Here is a 24,330-nt window from a genome sequence, read left to right on the forward strand (position 1 = left end):
TTATCTGATAATTATGATACAATAAATATGATTGTTATAGTATGCAACATGAGAGTGGGCTTTGGCCCACTCTTAATTGTTGTAAAGGTCTTATAAGAGAAAGGTGGTCGTATTACGAAGAGAGCAGATATTGAGGCAAAGACAGTTGAACTGGTAACTCCGATCATTGAGGCAAACAACCTTGAGCTTGTGGATGTGGAGTACGTGAAGGAAGGCAGTGATTATTATCTGAGAGTGTATGCTGACAAGGAAGGCGGCATCACGATAAATGACTGCGAGATAGTAAACAGGGCATTGGGAGACCTTCTCGATCAGGAGGATTATATCAGTGATGCATATATACTGGAGGTAAGTTCACCGGGACTTACAAGACCACTGAAGAAAGAGAACGATTTTAAGAGAAGTATTGGTAAGGTAGTTGAGATCAAGACATTTGTCAAGATAAATGGTGCAAAGGAGTTTGAGGGTGTGCTTAAGGCATATGATGACGCTACGGTTACCATAGAATTCGAGGATGAAACAGAAGTTACAATATCAAGAAAAGATATTTCTATGATACGTTTAGCATTTATATATTAGGAGGATAAAAAGGTGTCAGAGATCATTGAAGCATTGAATCAGCTGGAGAAGGAGAGAAACATAAGCAAGGATGTACTGCTTGAGGCTATTGAGAGATCACTCAAGACAGCCTGCAAGAAGGATTTCAATACAGACGAGAACATAACAGTTTCACTTGACAGAGAGACAGGAGAGTGCCATGTGTACGCAGCCAAGGAGGTTGTTGATGAGGTTGAGAATCCGTCATTTCAGATATCTCTCAGCCAGGCTAAGATGCTGAACAGAAGATATGAGATCGGCGATACGGTAAACGTTGAGATAACAACAAAGAACTTTGGTAGAATAGCGGCTCAGCGTGCGAGAAATGTCATAGTTCAGGCAATTAATGAGAACGAGAGAGCTGCTATATACGATCATTTCCATATGAAAGAGAAGGATGTGGTTACAGGAATCGTTGAGAGACAGGTTGGAGACAGTGTGAATGTAAGTCTTGATGATAAAACAGAGGCACTCTTGAAGCCATCAGAGATGATCGAGGGCGAGACATATGAGAGAGGCGACAGGATCAAGCTGTATGTGACTGAGGTCAAGAAGACAAACAAGGGACCAAAGATCGTGGTTTCAAGAACACATCCAGAGCTTGTGAAGAGACTGTTTGAGAAGGAAGTTACAGAGATCGCGGACGGCGTTGTTGAGATCAAGAGCTTCTGCAGAGAGGCCGGTTCAAGATCAAAGATCGCTGTGTGGTCAAATGATGAGAATGTTGATGCTGTAGGAGCCTGTGTCGGTGTAAACGGAGACAGAGTAAATGCGGTTGTCGCAGATTTAAATGGCGAGAAGATAGATATCATCCCTTGGAGTGAGAACCCTGCTGAGTTTATTTACAACGCACTCAGTCCATCAGATGTTGAGGATGTATCTGTTGATCTTGATGAGAAGAGTGCATTTGTCGTAGTGCCTGATACACAGCTTTCACTTGCTATAGGTAAGAAAGGTCAGAATGCAAGACTTGCAGCAAAGCTCACAGGATATAAGATCGATATCAAGAGTCATTCAAAGGCTGAGGAGATGGGTTATTTCGACGATCAGGCACCAGACGGTGGTTATGACAAAGATTTTGATCCATACGGAAGCGATGATGATTATTATGATGAGGTTGACGATGATAAAGATGCCAAGTCAGCTTCAGTTGACATAGATGAAACCGATGACACAGGCGTAGAGGAATAGTCATTTACATTTGGTTATGACGATGCGCTGCACTTGTCCGGAGGATACCGGACGGCACATGAAAAGAAACAGGGAGTGATGAGATGGCAAAGAAGATACCTCTGAGGCAATGTCTTGGATGCCGTGAGATGGTTCAGAAGAATCAGCTTATCAGGATTGTCCGCAGCAGTGACGGTGCGTTTGCAGTTGACGCCACAGGAAAGCTTAGCGGCAGAGGCGCCTACATATGTAGGAAAACGGACTGTCTGAAGAAGGCGGTCGGAAGTAAAGCCCTTGAGAAGTCTTTCAAGGTGAGCATACCTTCTGAGGTTTATGAACAATTAGACAAGGAGCTGCGTGATATTGAAGAACAATAAGATATACTCGACTATTTCTTTGTGTGCTAGAGCGAGAAGGCTCTGCAGTGGCAATTTTTCAGTAGAGAGAGCGGTAAAGACTCAGAGTGCATATGTTGTTATAGTTGCAAAGGATGCCTCTGACAATACAAAGAAACTTTTCGACCAGAAGTGCAACTACTATGGAATCCCATATTACGAGTACGGAACCAAGGATGAGCTTGGCAAGTACACGGGAAACGAGATGAGGACATCGGTGGCTATACTGGACGAAGGTTTTGGCAATCAGATCATAAAGTATATGAATGTAAATGAAAACATGGAGGTGTAACATTTGGCAAAAATCAGAGTACACGAATTATCAAAACAGTTGAACATTTCAAATAAAGATATTATAGATACCCTTGGTGCAAAGGGAATAGAGATCAAGAGTCACATGTCAAATCTTGATGACTCAATGGTGGCAATAGTTAAGTCAAAGTTCAGTGGTGCTGGAAACGCTCCAAAGCAGGCAGCAGCCAAGACAGAGACTCCAAAGCAGCAGGCAAAGCCAGTGGTTCCGAAGCAGGAGCCAAAGCAGCAGATAAAGCCACAGACCGCTGCCGAGACTGTGAAGACACAGACTGTTAGGACAGAGACTCCAAAACAGCAGCAGACAAAGGCAGAAACACCTAGGCAGACTTCTGCAAGAGAGGACAATCAGGCAGCCAGACAGGGGGCTGGCAATCATGTTAGATTTGCCAGAGAGGATAAGAACAGCGGCAAGATGAATAATAACGGAAACAGAGTCAGATTTAACAACGACAGACAGGGCGGCACTGACAGAGCAAGATTCAGTGGCGACAGAAATCAGAACGACAGAAATCAGGGCGACAGGCCAAGATTTAACAGAGATGGTCAGGGCGACAGAAACCAGGGCGACAGACCAAGATTTAATAGAGACGGTCAGGGCGACAGGAACCAGGGCGACAGACCAAGATTTAATAGAGACGGTCAGGGCGACAGGAACCAGGGCGACAGACCAAGGTTTAATAGGGACGGCCAGGGCGACAGACCAAGGTTTAACAGAGATGGTCAGGGTGACAGAAACCAGGGCGACAGACCAAGATTTAACAGAGATGGTCAGGGTGACAGGAACCAGGGCGACAGGCCAAGATTTAACAGAGATGGCCAGGGCGACAGAAACCAGGGCGGCGGCCGTTTTGGCAGAGACGGAGGCGACAGAAACCAGGGCGGAAGAGGCTTTGGAAGAGATGGCGGAAACCGTTTCAGCAATCGTATCAACATGCCATTTGGCAAGGATGACGAGGATGACAGCCCGGCTCAGAAGAGAGCACCGTTTAGAAGAGACCGCAAGGACTTCGACGCCAAGGAGATGCCAGGTAAAGATCTGAAGAGTCAGAACAGAGACAATTACAACAGAGATAAGAATAAGCCTCGTAAGGGTAATAGAAGATCTCCAGAGGAGGTTGAGGCAGATATCAGCAGACTTGCAAAGAATGTCAAGAGCAAGCCTCAGAAGAAGCAGCAGACACCACAGGAGGATCCGGATGCAATCAGAACCATCACACTTCCAGAGACAGTTACACTCAAGGATCTTGCCGATGCGGTTAAGACACCTGTAACAGCTCTCATAAAGAAACTTTTCCTTGCAGGAAAGATGGTTAATGTGAACTCTGAGTTTTCATTTGATGAGGCTTCAGAGATCGCTCTCGAGTACAACTGTATAGCTGAAGAAGAGGAGAAGGTAGATGTTATCGAGGAACTCCTGAAGGAGGACGAAGAGGACGAGAAGGATATGGTTTCAAGACCACCTGTTGTCTGTGTTATGGGTCACGTTGACCACGGTAAGACATCACTTCTTGACGCTATCAGACAGACAAAGGTAACATCAGGTGAGGCTGGTGGAATCACACAGGCCATTGGTGCATCAGTTGTCGATGTAAATGGTCAGACTATAACATTCCTTGATACTCCTGGACATGAGGCGTTCACAGCAATGCGTATGCGTGGTGCACAGAGTACAGATATCGCTATCCTTGTTGTAGCTGCCGATGATGGAGTAATGCCACAGACAGTTGAGGCTATAAACCATGCAAAGGCTGCCGGAATAGAGATCATCGTAGCGATCAACAAGATCGATAAGGAAAGTGCCAATATAGAGAGAGTTAAGCAGGAGCTTACAGAGTATGAGCTTATCCCAGAGGATTGGGGCGGTTCAACAATATTCTGTCCTGTATCTGCACATACTAAGGAAGGTATCGACAATCTCCTTGAGATGATACTTCTAACAGCAGATGTGCTTGAACTCAAGGCAAATCCTAACAGAAAGGCAAGAGGTATCGTCATAGAGGCTGAGCTTGACAAGGGACGCGGACCTGTTGCAACAATGCTTGTACAGAAGGGAACACTCCATGTTGGAGATTACATCGCAGTAGGTGCTTCACACGGTAAGGTTCGTGCTATGACGAACTCAAGAGGTGAGAGAGTTACAGAGGCTCTTCCATCAACACCTGTACAGATCCAGGGACTTAACACAGTACCTGATGCAGGTGAGATATTCATGGCAGTTGACAATGAGAAGGAAGCCAGAACCATATCTGAGACATATATCTCACAGGGTAAGGAGAAGCTCCTTGCAGATACAAAGCAGAGAATGTCACTTGACGATCTGTACAGCCAGATCCAGGCCGGCAACCTCAAGGAACTCAAGATCATCATCAAGGCAGATGTACAGGGTTCAGTTGAGGCCGTTAAACAGAGCCTTTTAAAGCTCTCAAATGACGAGGTTGTCATCAAGTGTATACATGCAGGTGTAGGTGCTATCAACGAGTCAGATATAATTCTTGCGTCAGCATCAAATGCCATCGTAATTGGTTTCAATATCAGACCGGATGCGAGAGCAAAGGATATGGCAGACAGCGAGGGCGTAGATGTTCGTCTGTACAGAGTCATCTACAATGCAATAGAGGATATTGATTCAGCAATGAAGGGTATGCTTGATCCTATATATGAGGAGAAGGTCATCGGACACGCAGAGATCAGACAGACGTACAAGGCTTCTGGTATCGGTGTCATTGCCGGTTCATATGTTCTCGACGGAACAATCAACAGAAACTGCAGCGTAAGGATCACAAGAGAGGGCAATCTTATATTTGAAGGAAAGCTTGCTTCACTTAAGAGATTTAAGGATGACGTAAAGGAAGTTAAGTCAGGATTCGAATGTGGTATGGTATTTGAGAACTTCCAGGACGTTGCAGAGGAAGATCAGATAGAGGCATACGAGATGGTAGAGGTGCCTAGAAAGTAGTAATAGATATGAGAAAAAACAGTGTAAAGAATAACAGGATAAATGGTGAGGTTCAGAGGGAACTGAGCAGGATCATAAGTCGTGAGATCAAGGATCCCAGAATATCACCTATGACATCAGTTGTTGATGTGGTTGTCACACCTGACCTCAAATTCTGTAAGGCATATATCAGTGTCCTGGGAGACCAGGATGCTGTTGATTCCACATTTGCAGGGCTGACCAGTGCGATGGGATATATCAGAAGAGAGCTTGCTCATTCTGTAAATCTTCGAAACACTCCAGAGATAACATTTATCATGGATCAGTCCATAGAGTATGGTGTTAACATGTCCCACAAGATAGACGAGGCTATTGGAAAGCACGGGGACGAGACAGAAGATATAACAGATGGTTCAGATGACAGTGAAGAATAATGAAAAATGAGCATTGTGGCAGTTGTGCATGGGCAAACTGTCACAATGCATATTCCTACATCGAGCCGGCGGGAGGTATATATGAACGAACTTATAAGAGAGATAGAGAATGCAGACAGTATAGCCATAACAGGACATATAAATCCTGATGGTGATTGTATAGGTTCTACACTTGGAATGTATAACTATATAACAAGCAATTACCCTGGTAAGAAAGTTCAGGTATATCTTCAGGAATTTCCTGATGTATTCATGTTTTTGAATGGCGCATCTGAGGTCAAGCATGAGACTGATGATGAGATCTATGATCTGTTCATGTCACTCGATTGCGGGGATCCGGATAGATTCACTCCATTTGCACAGTATTTTGAGACTGCAAAGAGGACGCTGTGCATAGATCATCATATATCCAACAAGGGCTTTGGTGATGTGTGCTATGTGGAGCCACAGGCGTGTTCTGCAGCGGAGGCAATCTTCAAACTCCTTGATGAGGATAAAATAAATCAGCCTTGCGCCGAGGCATTATACATGGGAATAGTTCATGACACAGGCGTGTTTAAACACAGCAATACGACAAGATCAGCTATGACGATTGCCGGAATTCTGATCGAAAAGGGAGCCAGACCAAGTTTTGTTATAGATGAAACATTTTATAAGAAGACTCTTACACAGAATAAGCTTCTGGGTTACGCACTGCTCGGTATGAAGCAGTTTGCAAATGGCAAGATTACGCATACATTGCTTACTTTTGAAGATTTCGAAAAGTTTGGTGCTTCAAAGATGGATACGGATGGCATAGTCGATCAGTTGAGACTCACATCAGGAACAGAGGTTGCATTTTTCATGTATCAGTCTGGAGAGAATGAGTATAAGATATCACTCAGAGCAAATGACATCGTGAATGTGAGCGAGATCGCATGCAGCCACGGCGGCGGCGGTCATGTAAAAGCAGCGGGATGCAATATAAAAGGCGATCCGGATAAGATAGTTGCAGAGATAGTCGCAGAGATTGAAAAGCAGCTGGTATAAAAACAGCTTAAAGTTTCTTGGATAGGAATAAATAATAATTATGATAGACGGTTTTATCAATATATATAAGGAGCAGGGCTATACATCATTTGATGTGGTTGCAAAGCTCCGGGGTATACTAAAACAGAAAAAGATAGGTCATACCGGAACTCTCGATCCCATGGCGGAGGGAGTTCTTCTTGTGTGTCTTGGAAGTGCCACAAAGATGTGTGATCTTCTGACGGAGAAGAATAAGACATATACGTGTACGATGCTGCTTGGCAAGACCAGTGATACGGAGGATGTCACAGGTAAACTCACAGATGTGACAGACATCTATCCTGATGAGCAGACAGTCATTGAGACAGTGATGAGTTTTGTCGGGGATTACATGCAGGTCCCACCGATGTATTCTGCCATCAAGGTAAATGGCAAGAAGCTTTATGAGCTTGCAAGAGCTGGGCAGGTCATAGAACGGCAGCCGAGACCTGTTACGATACACAGTATTCAGATACTTTCGACAGATCTTCCGAGGGTAACATTTGACGTGAATTGTTCCAAGGGTACTTATATAAGAAGTCTCTGCCGGGATATCGGAGAAAAGCTGGGCTGCGGAGCCGTGATGGAGAGACTTATCAGAACAGAGGTGAAAGGCTTTACTATAGAAGAAAGTCTGACACTTGATGCCGTGGAGAAGGCAAGGGATGATGGAACGCTTATGCAGCATGTGCTCACAACAGACAAGCTTATGCCGGATATTCCAGAGCTCCATATATCAGCAAAGGGTGAGAAGCTTCTTGCAAATGGCAATAAACTCTCTGCGGATTCATTTGTGGAAAATCAGATATACAGGGACACATACGTCAAGGTGTACGATGAGAACGGGAGATTTGCAGCACTGTATGAATACAGCGATGAGAAGAGGCAGTATGTGCCGTTCAAGATGTTTCCGGTGAGCAGATGATTTCGAGCGGGTTTAATGGTAAGGTGATAAGTCTGGCAGTGATCGCTAGATGAGCCTGTTTACAAATATATATTTTATGAAATTTAGGACATACATTTATGATTTATATAAAGAATACGAAGAAGATACAACTAAACAGCACAGAACGTACAGCGGTTGCCCTTGGAAAGTTTGACGGAATCCATCAGGGGCATATGCTTCTGATAGAGCAGGTGTTAAAACTTCAGAAACATGGCTACATGGGAGTCGTGTTCACATTTGACATGAGGGAAAATCATGTGTTTGATGTGAGTAATATGAAGACCATATATACATCTGAAGAGAAAGCACAGGTGGTATCGGATACAGGTGTTGACGTTCTGGTCGAATATCCGTTTGATGATGCATTTGCTGCAACAGAGCCAGAGGCTTTTATCAGGGATATACTGGTGGGTATGATGAGAGCCGGATATGTGGTGGTTGGAAGTGACTATAGGTTTGGCAGAGACAGGAAAGGTGACGTGGAGACCTTGAAGAGTCATGCTGAGGAGTATGGTTATAAGGTCATAGTCATAGACAAGCTGGAGCAGGATGACGAGGTGGTGAGTTCCACAGTCATAAGAAGGAATATATCCGAGGGCAACGTGAGAGCGGTAATACCGATGCTGGGAAGACCGTACAGCATGACCGGTGAGGTCGTGTCAGGAAAACAGCTTGGGAGAACTATCGGAATCCCAACTGCAAATATGCTGCCGCAGGATCATAAGCTATATCCGCCAGCGGGGGTGTATGCATCCAGGATAAAGATCGTAAAAGGCGAACATGCAGGTCACGAGGATCCGTTCAGGATGTATATGGGAATCACCAATATAGGTGATAATCCTACGGTGAATGATAATGGCAATATAACCATAGAGACCAATATATTTGATTTTGACAGGGATATATATGGCAATATCATAAAAGTTGAGCTTATACAGAAAATTCGCGGCGAGAAGAAATTTGCAGGTATTGAGGAATTAAAGAAACAGATGTCAAACGACATAGATGCAGCAAAAAAAATAATTGTAGATAGTAAATTGGTAAAATAGCACAGAAAACATTGGCAAAAATGCGGATAAATAATGACTGGTTATTTGTTCTCATGAAGGTGTTTTCTGTGCTATATTTTTAATAATAGGGTATTTTTTAGGAGGAAAAAGGAAGTACAAGGAGGAAAAGAAAATGAGAAAGGGAACAGGGAGCAGAATCCTGGCGTATGTTCTCACCTTATGCATGATCATCGGCAGTATAACCTGGCCGGAGATCACAGCTAAGGCGGAGACTATCACAAAGGATCTGAAACCGGACACCGGCTGGAAGACGGTGACTGCGGCAACAGATGAGTGGAGTGATTATGGAAAGGCGGAGATCAGGTTTTCGCCGTCATCAGATCTTGCATCTATGAAGGCTATTGCGGATGCGGGATACAAGACGCTCAAGATCACATATGCGGTTGATACATTTACCGCTGCAAGTGGACAGAATGCGGGAGTTATGCCATTTGCATCATATGGGTCTTCATGGTCAAATAATGACAAGTGGATCGATCTGTCCAAGACCGGTCAGTTTGAGACCGTACTTGATCTGGCATCTATCAGCACAACCAGCACGGAGAAGGTGGCATTTGGTATACAGGTTGCCAATCTTCAGGAGAACAGCACGATCAAGTTCAGGATCGTGTCAGCGGTTCTCTCAGGAACAAAGAGCACCTCGGGCGGTTCGTCAGGGGAGTCAGGCGGTTCAGGCGACAGCGGATCAGGCAGTGCAGATCTTGATTCAATTGGAAACACAAGTTCAAGCGTAACTGCAAGCCTTGCCGATGGAGATGGAACAGCCAAGGGAGATGGCTACTACGAGACAGAGATAACGATAAATAACAAGAGCAATTCATACATAGCTGACTGGATAGCGGTAGCTGATGTGAATGGTTCGGTAACTGCAGTTAAGGATTACAGCAGCTGGTCAGCTCTTAAGGGTGTATTCAGTGATGGAAAGCTGTACATATATCCAAACACATCCAAGAAGTCAGGTGCAGTAAATGCCGGTTCGAGCGTGAGATATTCAAAGCTTGGCTACACAGGTACGGCAAACGGTGTGTCTATAACAGGTGTCAAGGTGTACTACAGCTCACAGTCAGGTGCATTTGACTCATTTATCGGTTCGCTTTCATCATCATCTGGCGGAGCCGGGGACAACACAGGTGAGATCAATACGGATGTTGAGTACAATTATGCAAAGCTTCTTCAGGAGTCACTGTATCTTTATGATGCGAATATGTGCGGAAGTGATGTATCTGCAAAGAGTGAGTTCTCTTGGAGATCAAACTGTCATACTGAGGATGCAAAAACAACATATAATGGAAAGACTGTGGATGTCAGCGGTGGATACCATGATGCGGGAGATCATGCCAAGTTTGGTCTGCCACAGGCATATTCGGCTACAGTTCTAGGACTTGCGCACATGGAGTTTGCCGAGGCATTTGCGGATACTGCTACAGAGGCACACTACAAGAGGATCATGGACAGATTCGTTGATTATTTCGAGGGATGCACAGTCCTTGGAAGCGATGGCTCGGTTCAGGCTTTCTGTTATCAGGTCGGTGATGGAAATGTAGATCATGGATACTGGGGAGCTCCGGAAAAGCAGTCATCTAGAAGTGGACAGGCAACATTCACATCTGATTCGGATACGTGTACAGATATCGTTTCAGAGACAGCTGCGGCACTTGCGGCATATTATATAAATTACAAGGATAAGAAAGCGCTTTCCTATGCGGAGAAGCTTTTCACATATGCGGATACAAAGGCTAAGAAGAATAGCTCGGGTCCGGCATCTGGTTTCTATAACTCGGATTCATGGGAAGATGACTACGCCCTTGCGGCGGCTCTTCTGTACAAGGCTACAGGTAAATCAGCATATGCAACAAAATACAATAATGTATATGGTGGCAGAACAAATCCTAACTGGGCTCTTTGCTGGAATAACGTGGCTCAGGCGGCTCTGCTCTACAGTCCTAATTCATCAAAGAAGAGTGTGTTCGTGGAGAACCAGTCAGGACTTATAGCAAGCAAGACACAGTCAGGAGATAACAACTTCTGCCTGATAGACAGCTGGGGATCGGCGAGATATAACACTGCTCATCAGATGACAGGTCTTCTGTATGATACTATATATGGAAAGAATGATTATTCATCATGGGCAAATGGTCAGATGAGGTACATACTTGGCAACAATGCAGGTTCAAAGTGTTTCGTTGTCGGTTACAACAAGTATTCATCAAAGTACCCTCATCACAGAGCCTCAAGCGGATATCAGGGTTCTGTAACTGGAAATGCATATACAAAGCAGGCACATGTATTAGTCGGTGCTTTGGTTGGCGGCCCGGCGAGTTCGAGTACATCCTATGTAGATAGCTCAGAAGATTATAACCAGAACGAGGTTGCACTGGATTATAATGCAAGCCTTGTGGGTGCAGCAGCCGGACTTTATCTGTATGTAAAGAACAGCGGAACAGATGAGGAGAAGGCAGCACAGAAGGTAGTTCCAAAGAGCGAGGTGTCGTCAGAGCTCAGGACGATAAGCGGGGAGTCAGGTGGAAATGTCACCACTGAGACTACAACAAAGACAACTACCACAGAGAAGGCAACAAAGAATCCTTCATCTGGATCCAGCGCGGGTTCGACAGGATCAACAACAGGTTCATCAACAGAAAAGACTACAGAGTCTTCTACGGAAACTCAGGTTATACCAGTCAAAGGAATCACATTTGACCAAACGGCGCTTACTATGAAGGTAGGTGAGAGTGGACAGATAAAAGCCACAGTCACACCAGCGGATGCGACAGACAGCTCACTCGTGTGGACAAGCTCTGACAGGACAAAGGTATCGGTTCAGAATGGCAAGATAACGGCACTTACAGCCGGAACGGCCACCATCACCGCAAAGGCAAAGGATGGTTCAGGAGTTAAGGCTGAGTGCAAAGTCAAGGTTCTTGAGCCGGGAAAACTGTCATGCGAAACTTCTGGAAAGGCATGGAATGCTCTTGTCTATGGATACGGGGATGTTTCTTCAGAACGCATAGGCTTAAGCAATTGTGGCGAGACTGAGCTGAGCGATGTGAAGGCGAGTCTCAAGACCGGAAGTAATTTCCAGATCACAGTATATCCTGTAGGTCAGATAGCAGCCGGACAGGAGACCTCTGTTGAGGTGAGACCTGTGACAGGCCTTGCTGCAGGAAGCTATAGCGATACACTTGTGATCACAACAGCAAATGGAACAGCGAATATACTTCTTAAAGCGAAAGTCGCAAAGTCTGAGAACACAGCCAGTGTGTCACTTGCCAAAAAGGCAGTTTCATCATCATCTGTAACAGTTGAGAGCTATGTATCAGGTACAAATACAGGAGTTGAATATGCAATATCTACAGTTCCTGTCGATGACGCGGATAGTCTCACATGGCAGGACAGCGCATATTTTGCAGGACGCAAGGCATTTACAAAGTATTATGTATATGGACGAATGAAGGCAACTTCAAATCTGAATGCCGGTGCAATGAGCAAGGCACTTGAGATTGTGACACTTGTGTCAGATCCATACACGATAGATGTTGGACGACTTGGTGACAGTGAATATGTTGGAGCTTTGGTAGATGGCAATGGCAATCCAACTGTAAGAGTGTCTGAGTCCGGTGGAAATATACTGGTTTCATTTACACAGAGTGGTGATTATACTGTGACGGGTGATGGTGCAGATGTGGCGGTTGATACCGGAAAAGCAGGCAGTATCACGATAGACTGTGCTGTCGTAAAGAAGCTTACAGTAGATCCAGGCAATTCTGGAACATTCGTGATCAGTGTGCTTGGAAACAATATCGTCTCAGATGGAATCAAATGTATGGAGGATTCTGCGGGATCAGGTGTTGTGAAGATAAATGGAAATGGCGATTCATCAGTGATAGTCTCATCAACACCGGATGCTCCGGCGGTGAAGGCTGACGGAGATGTTGAGATATCAGGCATAAAGATAAAGTCTGAGGGCAAGGGCGTTGAATCAGCTGGCACAGTGAAGATATCCGGTGGCAGCAACAAGATAGAGGCAGTGTCTGAGGCTGTTGCAGCGAAGGATGTCGAGATGACAGGTGGCTTGCTTGATGCCACATCCACAGCTCTCGGTGATGATGAGTCGGTTATATCGGCTGACAATTCTATAAAGCTTGTAGGCGGAAAGATCACGGCTGATGCATCAGGTTCAAGTACAGGTGGATCATTTGGTGTCAGATCAGACGATGGAAAGATCATAGTTGACGGAGATGCCGTTATAGGCGGAGCTCCGACGTATTCAAAGGATCCTGTAGACAGCACGGGTGAGAGCATTGTTATGGTCAAGGTGACATTTGTCGATGAAAATGATGATCAGATCTGTGTATCATCATTCAACAAGGGTTCAATACTCGATATCTCAAAGCTCGATATAACTACAAAAGATGGTGTAGCTTACTCGGCATCAAAGCCTGGCTACAGCCTGGCATGGACAGATCAGACAGGTAAGACATATGCGGCCGATGCGTTGTATGGAGCCGTGGACGGAGATATTACACTGAAGGCTGTGTGGACATGGATAACAGTTGACATATCTAAGAGCGCAAAGGTGATTTATAAGGCGACACAGAAGGCATCCTACAAGGCTACATATACGGGAGCGAAGATAACTCCTGCAGTAGTTGTTAGTGTCGGAAATACCACACTTGTATCTGGCACAGATTACACAGTTACATATTCATCGAATATAAATGCCGGAACAGCCAAGGTGGTCATAAAGGGCAAAGGAAAATACAAAGGCACGGCTACATTGACATTTGCCATTGCAAAGAGAGATATTAAAAAGGCAAAGGTGGCTGTGTCAGCAAAGGTTCTGTATACAGGCAAGGCTGTAAAGCCAAATACCAAGGTGGTGTACGGCAAGACCAAGCTCACATTGAATAAGAATTACAAGATAACATGCTATTCCAATAAGAACTTCGGCAAGGCAAAGGTCGTAATAACCGGAATTGGCAACTATGGTGGAAGTGTGGTGAGATACTTCAATATAGTTACAAAGGCTGGAAAGGTATACACATACGGAAACTATAGATATAAGATAACAAATGCCTCCACAAGCGGAAGAGGAACAGTAACTCTTGTGTCAGCTGTCAAGAAGACAACTTCTGTTACAGTGCCGGATGCGATAAAGCTTGGCGGAAAGACATTCAAGGTCACTGCCATAGGTGGCGGAGCATTCAAGGGCAATACAAAGCTTGCAAAGGTTGTTATAAGCAAGAATGTAAAGACCATAGGTTCAAAGGCATTTTACGGATGTAAGAACCTCAAGGCACTTGTGGTGAGAAACACAGCCATGACCACAAAGACGGTAGGAGCTGCGGTCTTCACAGGAACATACGTAAAGATGACCGTCAAAGTACCGGCATCAAAGCTTGCTTACTATAAGAAACTTCTGGTAGCAAGGGGCGTGTCTAAGAAAGCGGTTATCAAGAAGTAAGGTATATTAAATAAAAAATTTCTTTATAGACATTTCAAAAAGATCCAGACATGACGTATAAGTTGTGCCTGGATTTTTTTGTATAGGCAGAGACGGGGACGGAGGTGCCTGACCCTGTTTGGTCACAGATGTTGACATGAAAGATAAGAAAAGAGTATTATGTTTAGCGTTCTAATAATTAGAATTAAATGCAGCGAAAAAACAACAGGAGAAGAGGTCTAAAAAATGAGAAACATGAAGGCTAGGATCCCAATGTATTTTGTCGGACTGTTTATTATGACTATAGGTATAGCATTGTCAGTCAAATCCAATCTGGGAGTGTCACCGGTGAGTTCTATACCATATACGATGACATGTGTATGGGGAATCGAGATGGGAAAGGCGACGATCATATTCCATGCGGCATTGGTGCTTATACAGATCGTTATACTTCGAAAGAATTTCAAACAGATAAATCTCCTTCAGATAGTGGTTGGAGTAGTATTTGGGTACTTTACGACATTCTGCAATTATCTTGCGACGTTTCTGCCGTCAACAGATAACATAGTTGTCAGGGTTGTTTTGATGCTTGTGAGTACCATATTCATAGCAGGCGGAATATTCTTTTATCTGCCGGCGGATCTCATCCCGCTTGCCGGGGAGGGTGTTATGCAGGCTGTCTCAGAGGTCACACACATTGAATTTTCAAAGGTAAAGATCGGATTTGACTGTTCTATGGTGGCTGTGTCGGTCGTAACATGCCTGATCTGTATACATAGTCTTGGAAGCGTGGGCGCCGGTACGGTTATTGCCGCATTCCTTGTTGGATTCAATCTGGGTAAGTTGAATAAGGCATTTGGCGGAAAACGAGATAAACTTCTTGGAAAGCACACATACACTGAGGAGGAAGTACTCAGGGAGAGAATGGAGCAATTGCAATAGGACTTGTTCCTGCCCGTGAGCCGGTCGAATTTTTATCCTTAATCAGCCTGTTTTGTAGAATTAGGGATAATATTTTCTCATTTTTAAAAATATAGGGGTGTAAGATACAAAAGTTCAGGACTTTATCTTGAAAGGCGGTATTTGTGAGCTCGTCTACGTATGTCTGACTGTCATATGGTCCATTTGCATTTATATGGAAAAGACGTTTTTGCGCTTTCGCGGCACTCCGGCAAGTTCTGCGCTGAATATATTCCTGTTGTATTCTATGCGCTTTTTCTTTCCATCAATCAAGTGACAGTATCTGCTCTAAATTCGTATCGGAAGGCTGCTCTGATCTATCACTGTCATGTGATATAGAAACATCTGAGTTTTCCGGTTTTGTAAGTTTTAAATTCATTTTTGAAATTCCCTTTTGTACTTGTTTATATGAGACGATATAACATTTGGGTTTTGTTGGCAAGGCTTTTAAGTAAATACATGAGCCGGAATGAGTGGGTGGAGTTTTATTTGTTTGCTTTTGATATTACGTGGTGTATAATTTATAGCATGATAAATAAGTGTTTATGATTATACTTAAATAATAAAAACGATATATTTGACATAAAAGCGGTTGAATGTTAATATAAGTGTAAAGAGGTGCTACCGATAGACGGTTAGCCCTGATATTGCAATTACAAAAAAGTAACCGCCAAGTTTTGTCAGGACAGGGCGGTTACTTTTTTGTCTTATTTCTTATCATTGCTCTTAGAGCCAACGGCATAACCAAGAGCAAAGCATGTTATGCATAAGCTGATGATGGCTATAAAAATTTCCGTTGTAAGCATAAGCACAAACCTCCGTAATAGATTTCCGTAAATGGATGTATCTATGTAAACACAGGCTATAAACTCCTGTGGCGAAGGCTAACCGCCTACCGAATAGGGTAGCACCTCTTATATTATAACAAACATATGTTCGATAATCAATATACATGAAAAGATAAATTTTTATTTGCTCTACAAAACACTTAGACCATATAAGTTCAAAGAAAGTGCTAATGTGGCTTAACGGACACTAAGTAAAACTTTCGGGGGGAATCACATGACTTTATACATGAACATAAAACAGCTTGGCAAGCGGAAGGACACAGTGCACAAGGTCCCGTTTGAATATGACACAGCACCGAGTACGCTACGGGAACTCATAACAGAGACAGTAAAGATATGCGTGGCACAGTACATATCCCGCATGGATCGCGGCGATGCAGTGCTGACAGATGAACAGATCGATGACATGGGAAGAATAGGAAAGATAGCGTTCGGGATCGTCTATGGGGAGAAGAAACCGGATGTGGATGAAGCAGTGAAGACAGCCATTCAGGGATTTGAGGATGGACTGTTCAGAGTGTTCCGCGGTATGGATGAATTAACGGAGCTGGACAGGGAAGAGAAGTTTAACGAAGGGGATGAGATCACATTTATCCGCCTCACAATGCTGGCGGGCAGAATGTGGTAGAACATAAAGAAAGGGGTTACAATGGCGGAGGACAAGAAGACAAGACTTGAGCTTGAGGAGAAGAAGAGGATCGCAGATGAAGTGAGAGAGGTATTTGACGAGAATTCTATGAAGCTCAGAAAGAGCTACAGTGCGGATGCGCAGAAGCTTCTTAAGGAGATGGATAATTACTATGGAGATGTAAAAGAGTCGATGATCGGCAAGAGACTTGAGACATTTCTTGAGAATGAAAAGAATCTTCCTTCGGAATTCTTCAGGAACGAGCTGAAGCATTTGCCGGGGTGGGTGCCGGATCATCTGATGGAGGATTTCTACACTTCTATAGACAGCATAATCAAGTGGCAGACAAGCCAGTATTATTACAGAAGAACCATGCGTACGAAGAGGTATGGGGCATTTCTTGACAGATATTTCAGGATAATGAATGAATATCACTCCATGGGGATATACGGATGCGACATAGCATCTCTCTACAAGGAGAAATTACCGCAGGATATATTGTGCTATTACAGGGATGGCAGCAGCAACGGATATAGAATAATATCTGAATATTGGATACAGGCGGAGCTCGACAGGGGGAATGCAGAGCTTGAGGAAGTGCTCATGGACATCATGTTCGGTGAGAGTGCGCAGACAAGGCTCACGACAAATATCCTCAGGGGAATATATATGAGCTCCAACACAAGACTCCATGAGGCTGTAGGCAAGCTGCTCGTTGCGGCAAAGCTTCAGGAGGGGCTTAGGCAGGCGATATGTGAGAATATGGATTATGGAACGGCAGGTGCATTTATGACCCTGTTCCATGTAATAAAGGAGAATGATCTTCTGAGATTCTCGTCTGTTATGAGGGCTGTAGCCACCTGGACAGGACTTGTGACTGACGAGGAGAGCAAGCTTGACCGTATACAGAAGAAACAGCTGATTCTTATAGATACATATCTGAATGATGAAAATGCAAGGCGTGAAGCTTTATCCGGCGATGATGCCATGCAGATCTATCTTGCGCTGTGGAGCTATGGTTTCTTTGATGTGGACGAGGCATGCCATGTGATGAACAAGCTGGCACTTGATGGCAGCAGACACCAAAGACTGGTATTTGGCACATATATCAGGGCAATGAGTCTGGGAAAGGTGTACACACACAGCGTTGCAAAGGAATTTATCAAGAGATTCTCAGACGAGATGGACACCATGGCGGTCATCATGCCAAGTTTCATGTCGGATTACCAGCCTTATATGAATAGTCTCATATATAAAGACGGCAGATCGTACAACAATGAACTTAAGAAAATGACATTTGCCGAGGTGGACAAATATTTTGACAGCAGGAAAGAATGTCAGGAGATGTACGACATCCTCATGGGCATACTTGAGCGCATGCCAAAGAAGAGGCTTGAGTTTGATCCGTGTGTATTTCCATGGAATGCCGAATATCTGGACAGATCCGCAATCATCATGAGACTTGCGGTCTGTGCAAGCGCTCTAAAGGACGAGGACAGGATCACACACATAGCGGAGATGGTTCCTGAGATAGATTCCGCAAGGTATAGCAGAGATGCGCTTTTGCTTCTGCTTGTAAGGCAGCCGGCAAATGACAGACAGCGTGCCATACTGGTGGATGCGGTTGCCGACAAGGAGACATATACCAGAAACAAGGCGGCGATGATCGTTAAGGATATGAAACTTTCGCCGGAGAATTATGTACAGCTTGAGAATATGCTCAAGTACAAGAAGTCAGACATAAGGGAGACTGTTTTATCTATTTTGTATAAGCTTGACGGTGAAGACATGGATGGCCTCATTGGAAGACTTCTTGCAGATCCCAAGGAGGAAAAGAGAACAGCGGGACTTGACCTGTTGCTCCAGCTCAAGAATGATGAGAACAGGCAGAAACTTTTTGCAGATTGTGTTGGTCATATAGACGCTATGCAGAGGGAGTCTGCGAATGGAAGATCCAGTGTTACAACTAAGGAGCAGATTCTTATACGTGAGATTAAAAATGTTGGCACAGACCGGGCTGGTGCAGATGAGGGATATGGACTTTATGATGTAAATGCGGACTATGAGCCGATATTTGACAAGAGTTATCTGGCTGAGTGCTTTGAGCTGTACAAAAAGTATTTCCCTGAAAGCGGGATTGCAAATGATAATCTGTGCAAGACTGCTAAGAGCGAGGGTGCATTTGCAAAACTCAAATCAAAGATTGTGCCTAAAAAGAAAGACACGACATCTGATTCAGAAGTAATAAATATATTAAGAAAATTTGATGCATTTGTGGATGAACACAAAAATGATGAGTATGAGATGACTGACGGAGAAATCGGTCTGCTTGGTGAGTCAGGTGGAAACATATATGTGAACCGTGACAAAGTGGCATGTGAGGAATTGTGGGTAGATTTCTACGAGAAAAATATTCAGACTCCGTATATGTGCATGCAGCTCTACGTGTATCTGAATGGCTACAACAGTGACAAACAGGATTTCAAGAAGTACTGTGAGAGCTTTATGGCGGATATGTTTGGAAATATATATATAGAAGAATGTCCGGCATTCGGATATCTTGCCATTTCCAGAGCTGTAATTGGTTTCCTGTATAGAAGATATGTGATGGATAGTGACAAGAAGAGGCTTGCCGTTGTGGCAGCAGACTATCTGCTTGGAAGAAACGATGAGCTCATATATACATTTGGCGGGAATAAAGGTGGCAGCAGTATATCTGGTGATGATTCAAAGGTATATCACAGAAGTGTGCTCACAAATGAGCAGATCATGATAATAACATGGTGGCTTGCAATCGATGGTGACAGCGATATATTAGACGTAAAAGAGGATTCTGACGAGGCAAGGCAGAATGAAGAAAATTTCATGCATTTGTTTCCATACAACTATGCCCTTGCAAAGAGTCATAACTTTAATATACCTTCAGACGTTGTAAATGATAGAAATTCATATTACTGGGTACACACAGGAAGTGTCATGCCGGTTCCAGGTCTCCAGAACTATATTGCTGCATACAGTCGTGGCTTGATTTCAAAAGATTATATGTACAAGATGGCATTTGAGGGGAATTCCCTGGATAGGAGCCTCAAATGTGTATCTGACGTGATGCGTTTTATAACGGAGCGCAATAGGAAGGTGCAGACCAGAGGCTATGAGTGGGGATATACGGAGCGTGAAAGGCTGAGAAGTGTGCGGCAGATACTTCTTCACAGTCCGGAAGGAGAGTTCTCAGAGACGGACGAGAAAAGGCTGGATATAGCTAAGAAGCTGTACACTGATATGTCAGAGCTTGTGCTTTCTGCAGAGCTCACAAGGGGAGACACGGAGACAGAATTCTCTCCATATATATATGGGCTTACAAGAATATTCGGAGCGGAGTATTTTGTCAGGATACTGTCAGCCCTAGGCAAGGAGACGTTGGAGAGATCAACGTATTTCAATACCGGTTATTACTATAATCGTCAGAAGGTCAGCAAGAAGAACAGTATGTCTCATCTTCTTCAGGCGTGTGTGCCTGATGCAAATGACAGTGCGGAGACTTTGAAGGCCTATCTTACAGGTACGGATATAAGTGATGCCAGGCTTATAGAGGCGGCTATGTATTCTCCAGAGTGGATAGATATAGTTGGAGAGTATCTTGGATGGGATGGATTTACTGCGGGATGCTATTACTTTATGGCGCACATGAACGAGTCATTTGACGACAAGAGAAAGGCTATGATAGCGAGATTTACACCGCTTGAGGTGGATGAGCTGAACGACGGCGCATTTGACAGGACGTGGTTTACCGAAGTCTATGAAAGGTTGGGTGACAAACGTTTCCAGCTCATATACAAGGCGGCGAAATACATTTCGGACGGTGCAAAGCATACCAGGGCGAGAAAATATGCGGATGCGGCACTTGGCAAATATGATGAGCCCGAGCTGATGGCTGAGATCGAGGCAAAGAGAAACAAAGATCTGCTCATGGCGGTGGGAATCCTGCCGATAGAGAATGAGGAGCAGATAAAGGACAGGTACATGTTCCTTCAGAAGTTCAAGAAGGAGAGCAGGCAGTTCGGAGCACAGAGGAGAGCCAGCGAGGCGGCAGCAGTTTCTACAGCTATGCGCAATATGGCGATCAATGCCGGATATCAGGACGTGACGAGACTTACCCTACGTATGGAAAGCCTTGTAGTTCAGGGCATGAGGGAATATTTTCAGCCGCATGAGGTCGAAGAAGTGACCGTATGGCTTGAGATGGAGGATGGCGGCAAATGCACTGTCATCTGTGAGAAGAACGGCAAACAGTTAAAGTCCGTTCCGGCAAAGATCAAGAAGGATGAGTATGTATTGGCTCTGATGGATGCCAAGAAGCAGATGGCGGAGCAGTCAAGGCGTACAAAGGCGATGCTTGAGGATGCGATGGAGAGCCAGGAGGAATACACCTGGGCTGAGATCAGGGGCATGCTGGAGAATCCTGTTATATATGACATGGTAGCTGCGCTGGTGTTCAAGGTGGCGGAGCCGGATGGCGTGAAGGCAGAGCTTGATAATGCGGCTGACAGTATTATGTCAGGGGCAAATGAACTTGATGACAGCAAGAATGTTGTGCTGGGATTTGCGACTGAGGATGGATTCAATACATTTGTGGCAACGTCCATCGGTGATGCAGATATTGCGGATACGGTATCAAAATCAACGGAAAATAATAGCTCCAAAAAAACAGGCTTGAACCTTATGAACCTGTCAGATGACACAAAGCTCACAGTAGCACATCCATTCCATATGTACATGGCTGGCAAATGGCATGATATACAGAAATATGTATTTGACAACAAGATCGTACAGCCGTTCAAGCAGGTGTTCAGAGAGCTCTATGTGAAGACCGAAGAGGAAATGAACATGGAACATTCCCTCAGATACGCGGGCAATCAGATCCAGCCGAAGAAAACTCTGGGCTGTCTGAGGTCAAGACACTGGGTGGCAGACATAGAGGATGGACTTCAAAAGGTTTATTACAAGGAGAACATAGTAGCACAGATATACGCGCTTGCAGACTGGTTCTCACCTGCGGATATAGAGTCACCGACCCTCGAATGGGTGGTGTTCTCAGATAGAAAGACAGGAAAGAATATGAGGATCAAGGATATCCCAGACATCATATTCTCTGAGGTCATGAGGGATGTGGACATGGCTGTTTCCGTGGCACATGCCGGAGGCGTGGATCCAGAGACCTCACACTCAACTGTTGAGATGCGAAAGGCGATAGCAGAATTCACCATGCCGCTTTTCAGGCTGACAAATGTCACATTTACAAAGAACCATGCGGTGATAGAGGGCAAGCGCGCCAATTATACAGTCCACCTTGGAAGCGGAGTGGTGCATCAGGAGGCAGGCCCTATGATAAATGTACTTCCTGTGCATTCGCAGAGGCGGGGCAGAATATTCCTGCCATTTGTGGATGATGATCCAAAGACATCGGAGGTGCTCACGAAGATACTGTTCTTTGCAGAGGATAATAAGATCAAGGATCCTTATATACTGGGACAGATCGAGCAGTGAGTGTGAAGATAATACTGCTGCCTGTGACAAGTAAGTGATGTGACGTTTGACAGACAAATTTCCGGACAGAGAAAGAAGATGACATAATGGGAATCAGGAATATAATAACAAGGCTTAAAATTGGACGTGGTGATGCAGATAACATGTTCCCATATGATGAGAACATGCATGAGGCTGTCATCAGGTGTTCTATCTGCACCGGCGAGCAGGTCGCAGGTTTTAAGAACAGACAGGACGGCAGCTTTGTGGGTGTGATGGTGATAAAGTCGGATGACGATCTGGAATACTTCAAAGAGCTTTATGGCGTGGAGAAGGTTAGGAAGGTATATTAAAATAAAAATTTCATCGATATTGACATAAAATAGTGTTGAGTATATTATTAAACAAAGGAGTGCCTGCCTTAAGTGGGGATGATAACAGAGTTGTTTCGCTACTTGGGAAACAACATAATACGTAAATGGCTATGCGTTAATCGCATAGCCATTTGCTGTTTTATCAGATGTATACAAATTGGATAATTATTTGATAGTAGAGAGGCTGATATAAATAGATAATAAAAAACTGAATCTGTATAGGGTAGATATTTTTTATATTTTTATTGTTGAGTGCTACATAAAAACGTGAAAATACACATAAAATAGTAGTTGGTATTGATTAAGTAGACACGGGATAGTAAAATAATATTACTAAAAAATGTGTCCATACACAAAAACAAGGAGCGTGACAATGGAAATCAAGAGAGATGCATACCTTGAACAGCTGAAGATAAGAAAAGATAATGGAATGATAAAGATTATTACAGGAATCAGGAGATGTGGAAAGTCATTTCTATTATTTGTATTATTTAAGAACTATTTATTAGAGAATGGTGTAGATAATGAACATATTATTGCGATTGCATTAGATGGTATCGAAAACGAAGAACTGAGGGATCCGAAAAAGTGTTATCAATACATTAAGGATGCAATGAAAGATGAGCAGAGGTATTATTTGATTTTGGATGAAGTACAGTTTATGCCGCGATTTGAGGAAGTACTGAATAGTTTGCTCAGAATTAGCAATATTGATGTATATGTGACCGGTAGTAATTCGAGATTTTTATCCAGTGATATTGTAACTGAATTTAGAGGCAGAGGTGATGAGATAAGAATTTATCCATTATCTTTCGCTGAGTTCTATAGTGCGTATGATGGAGATTATGACGAAGCCTGGGAAGAGTATATGACATATGGTGGTTTGCCACAGGTAGCACAATTTTCTGTGGAACGCCAAAAGGCAGAATATCTAAAAAATATTTTTACCAATGTCTATATCAGAGATGTTGTAGAGAGGAATAACATTAAAAATGTTGATGAAATTGGAACTTTAGTCGATATTCTTGCTTCTGCCATAGGCGCACCAACCAATCCAACTAAAATATCAAATACTTTTAAAAGTGAACGGGGTATCAATTATAGCAATAAGACTATATCTAATCATATTGATTATTTGACGGAGGCCTTTTTGATTTCTAAAGCGGAACGGTATGATATTAAGGGAAGAAAATATGTGGGTGCTAACTTAAAATATTATTTTTCAGATGTGGGACTTAGAAATGCTAGGTTAAATTTCAGACAGCAGGAACCTACTCATATTATGGAGAACATAGTTTATAACGAACTGCTTATTAGAGGCTACAATGTGGATGTTGGTATCGTAGATGTGTATGCAAAGAATGATTATGGAAAAACTACTCGCAAGCAGTTTGAGGTTGATTTTGTAGTGAATCAGGGTAGTCAGAGATATTATATTCAAGTAGCCTATGATATGGTTTCTGAAGAAAAACAGACACAGGAATTTAATTCATTTAGGAATATTCCAGATTCATTTAAGAAGATTGTTATAGTAAATGGAACGAAAAAGCCGTATAGAAATGATGAAGGATTTGTGATTATGGGAATGAAATATTTTTTACTTAATGCAGATAGTTTAGAATTTTAGTGAGGTTGTCAAGAAAAA

General features: G+C 43.7%; 15 protein-coding genes. All 15 read left to right on the top strand.

All coding sequences use genetic code 11. From position 1 onward, the window contains the following. Positions 1 to 111 precede the first annotated feature (111 nt). The 15 genes from rimP to NQ536_RS05855 all read left to right on the top strand — a co-directional run bounded on the left by rimP (position 112) and on the right by NQ536_RS05855 (position 24,312). On the top strand, positions 112 to 579 hold the full coding sequence (gene rimP, locus NQ536_RS05785; RefSeq protein ID WP_044998332.1) for a ribosome maturation factor RimP: 468 nt from the start codon (positions 112 to 114) through the stop codon (positions 577 to 579). 12 nt (positions 580 to 591) lie between these two features. Then, the gene (gene nusA / locus NQ536_RS05790) at positions 592 to 1,788 is read left to right on the top strand and encodes a transcription termination factor NusA (protein ID WP_004853075.1); all 1,197 of its coding nucleotides are present in this window, start codon (positions 592 to 594) and stop codon (positions 1,786 to 1,788) included. 83 nt (positions 1,789 to 1,871) lie between these two features. Then, positions 1,872 to 2,144 (top strand): RNase P modulator RnpM, encoded by a 273-nt coding sequence (gene rnpM, locus NQ536_RS05795; protein WP_004853074.1) that lies wholly within the window; start codon positions 1,872 to 1,874, stop codon positions 2,142 to 2,144. Then, positions 2,125 to 2,454: a L7Ae/L30e/S12e/Gadd45 family ribosomal protein gene (locus tag NQ536_RS05800; RefSeq protein ID WP_004853072.1), complete on the top strand. Its 330-nt coding sequence runs from the start codon at positions 2,125 to 2,127 to the stop codon at positions 2,452 to 2,454. Before rnpM ends, NQ536_RS05800 begins: the two co-directional genes overlap by 20 nt. 3 nt (positions 2,455 to 2,457) lie before the next feature. Then, a complete protein-coding gene (infB, locus tag NQ536_RS05805) occupies positions 2,458 to 5,433 on the top strand; it encodes a translation initiation factor IF-2 (RefSeq protein WP_147564488.1) in 2,976 nt (991 codons plus the stop codon). An 8-nt stretch (positions 5,434 to 5,441) separates the two neighbouring features. Beyond that, positions 5,442 to 5,846 (top strand): 30S ribosome-binding factor RbfA, encoded by a 405-nt coding sequence (gene rbfA, locus NQ536_RS05810; protein WP_004851253.1) that lies wholly within the window; start codon positions 5,442 to 5,444, stop codon positions 5,844 to 5,846. A gap of 81 nt (positions 5,847 to 5,927) precedes the next feature. Beyond that, the gene (locus tag NQ536_RS05815) at positions 5,928 to 6,875 is read left to right on the top strand and encodes a DHH family phosphoesterase (RefSeq protein WP_044998006.1); all 948 of its coding nucleotides are present in this window, start codon (positions 5,928 to 5,930) and stop codon (positions 6,873 to 6,875) included. Between the two features lie 40 nt (positions 6,876 to 6,915). Further along, positions 6,916 to 7,818, top strand: a complete 903-nt coding sequence (gene truB, locus NQ536_RS05820) for a tRNA pseudouridine(55) synthase TruB (protein ID WP_004851250.1) — start codon at positions 6,916 to 6,918, stop codon at positions 7,816 to 7,818. A 98-nt stretch (positions 7,819 to 7,916) separates the two neighbouring features. Beyond that, entirely contained in the window at positions 7,917 to 8,888 is a 972-nt protein-coding gene (locus NQ536_RS05825; protein WP_004851248.1) for a bifunctional riboflavin kinase/FAD synthetase, read from the top strand. Between the two features lie 133 nt (positions 8,889 to 9,021). Beyond that, positions 9,022 to 14,373: a glycoside hydrolase family 9 protein gene (locus tag NQ536_RS05830; RefSeq protein ID WP_004851247.1), complete on the top strand. Its 5,352-nt coding sequence runs from the start codon at positions 9,022 to 9,024 to the stop codon at positions 14,371 to 14,373. 225 nt (positions 14,374 to 14,598) lie between these two features. After that, the gene (locus NQ536_RS05835; RefSeq protein ID WP_004851245.1) at positions 14,599 to 15,294 is read left to right on the top strand and encodes a YczE/YyaS/YitT family protein; all 696 of its coding nucleotides are present in this window, start codon (positions 14,599 to 14,601) and stop codon (positions 15,292 to 15,294) included. A gap of 1,092 nt (positions 15,295 to 16,386) precedes the next feature. Continuing rightward, a complete protein-coding gene (locus NQ536_RS05840; RefSeq protein ID WP_004851239.1) occupies positions 16,387 to 16,788 on the top strand; it encodes a hypothetical protein in 402 nt (133 codons plus the stop codon). A 21-nt stretch (positions 16,789 to 16,809) separates the two neighbouring features. Continuing rightward, positions 16,810 to 22,332 carry a DUF4132 domain-containing protein gene (locus NQ536_RS05845; protein WP_004851237.1) on the top strand — a complete coding sequence of 1,841 codons (5,523 nt, stop codon included), beginning with the start codon at positions 16,810 to 16,812 and terminating at the stop codon, positions 22,330 to 22,332. An 86-nt stretch (positions 22,333 to 22,418) separates the two neighbouring features. Further along, positions 22,419 to 22,664, top strand: coding sequence for a hypothetical protein (locus NQ536_RS05850; RefSeq protein WP_004851235.1), 246 nt, complete (start codon positions 22,419 to 22,421; stop codon positions 22,662 to 22,664). Between the two features lie 394 nt (positions 22,665 to 23,058). After that, a complete protein-coding gene (locus NQ536_RS05855) occupies positions 23,059 to 24,312 on the top strand; it encodes an ATP-binding protein (RefSeq protein ID WP_004851232.1) in 1,254 nt (417 codons plus the stop codon). Positions 24,313 to 24,330: the final 18 nt, after the last annotated feature.

The sequence above is a fragment of the Coprococcus eutactus genome (assembly GCF_025149915.1).
GTDB classification, from domain to species: domain Bacteria; phylum Bacillota; class Clostridia; order Lachnospirales; family Lachnospiraceae; genus Coprococcus; species Coprococcus eutactus.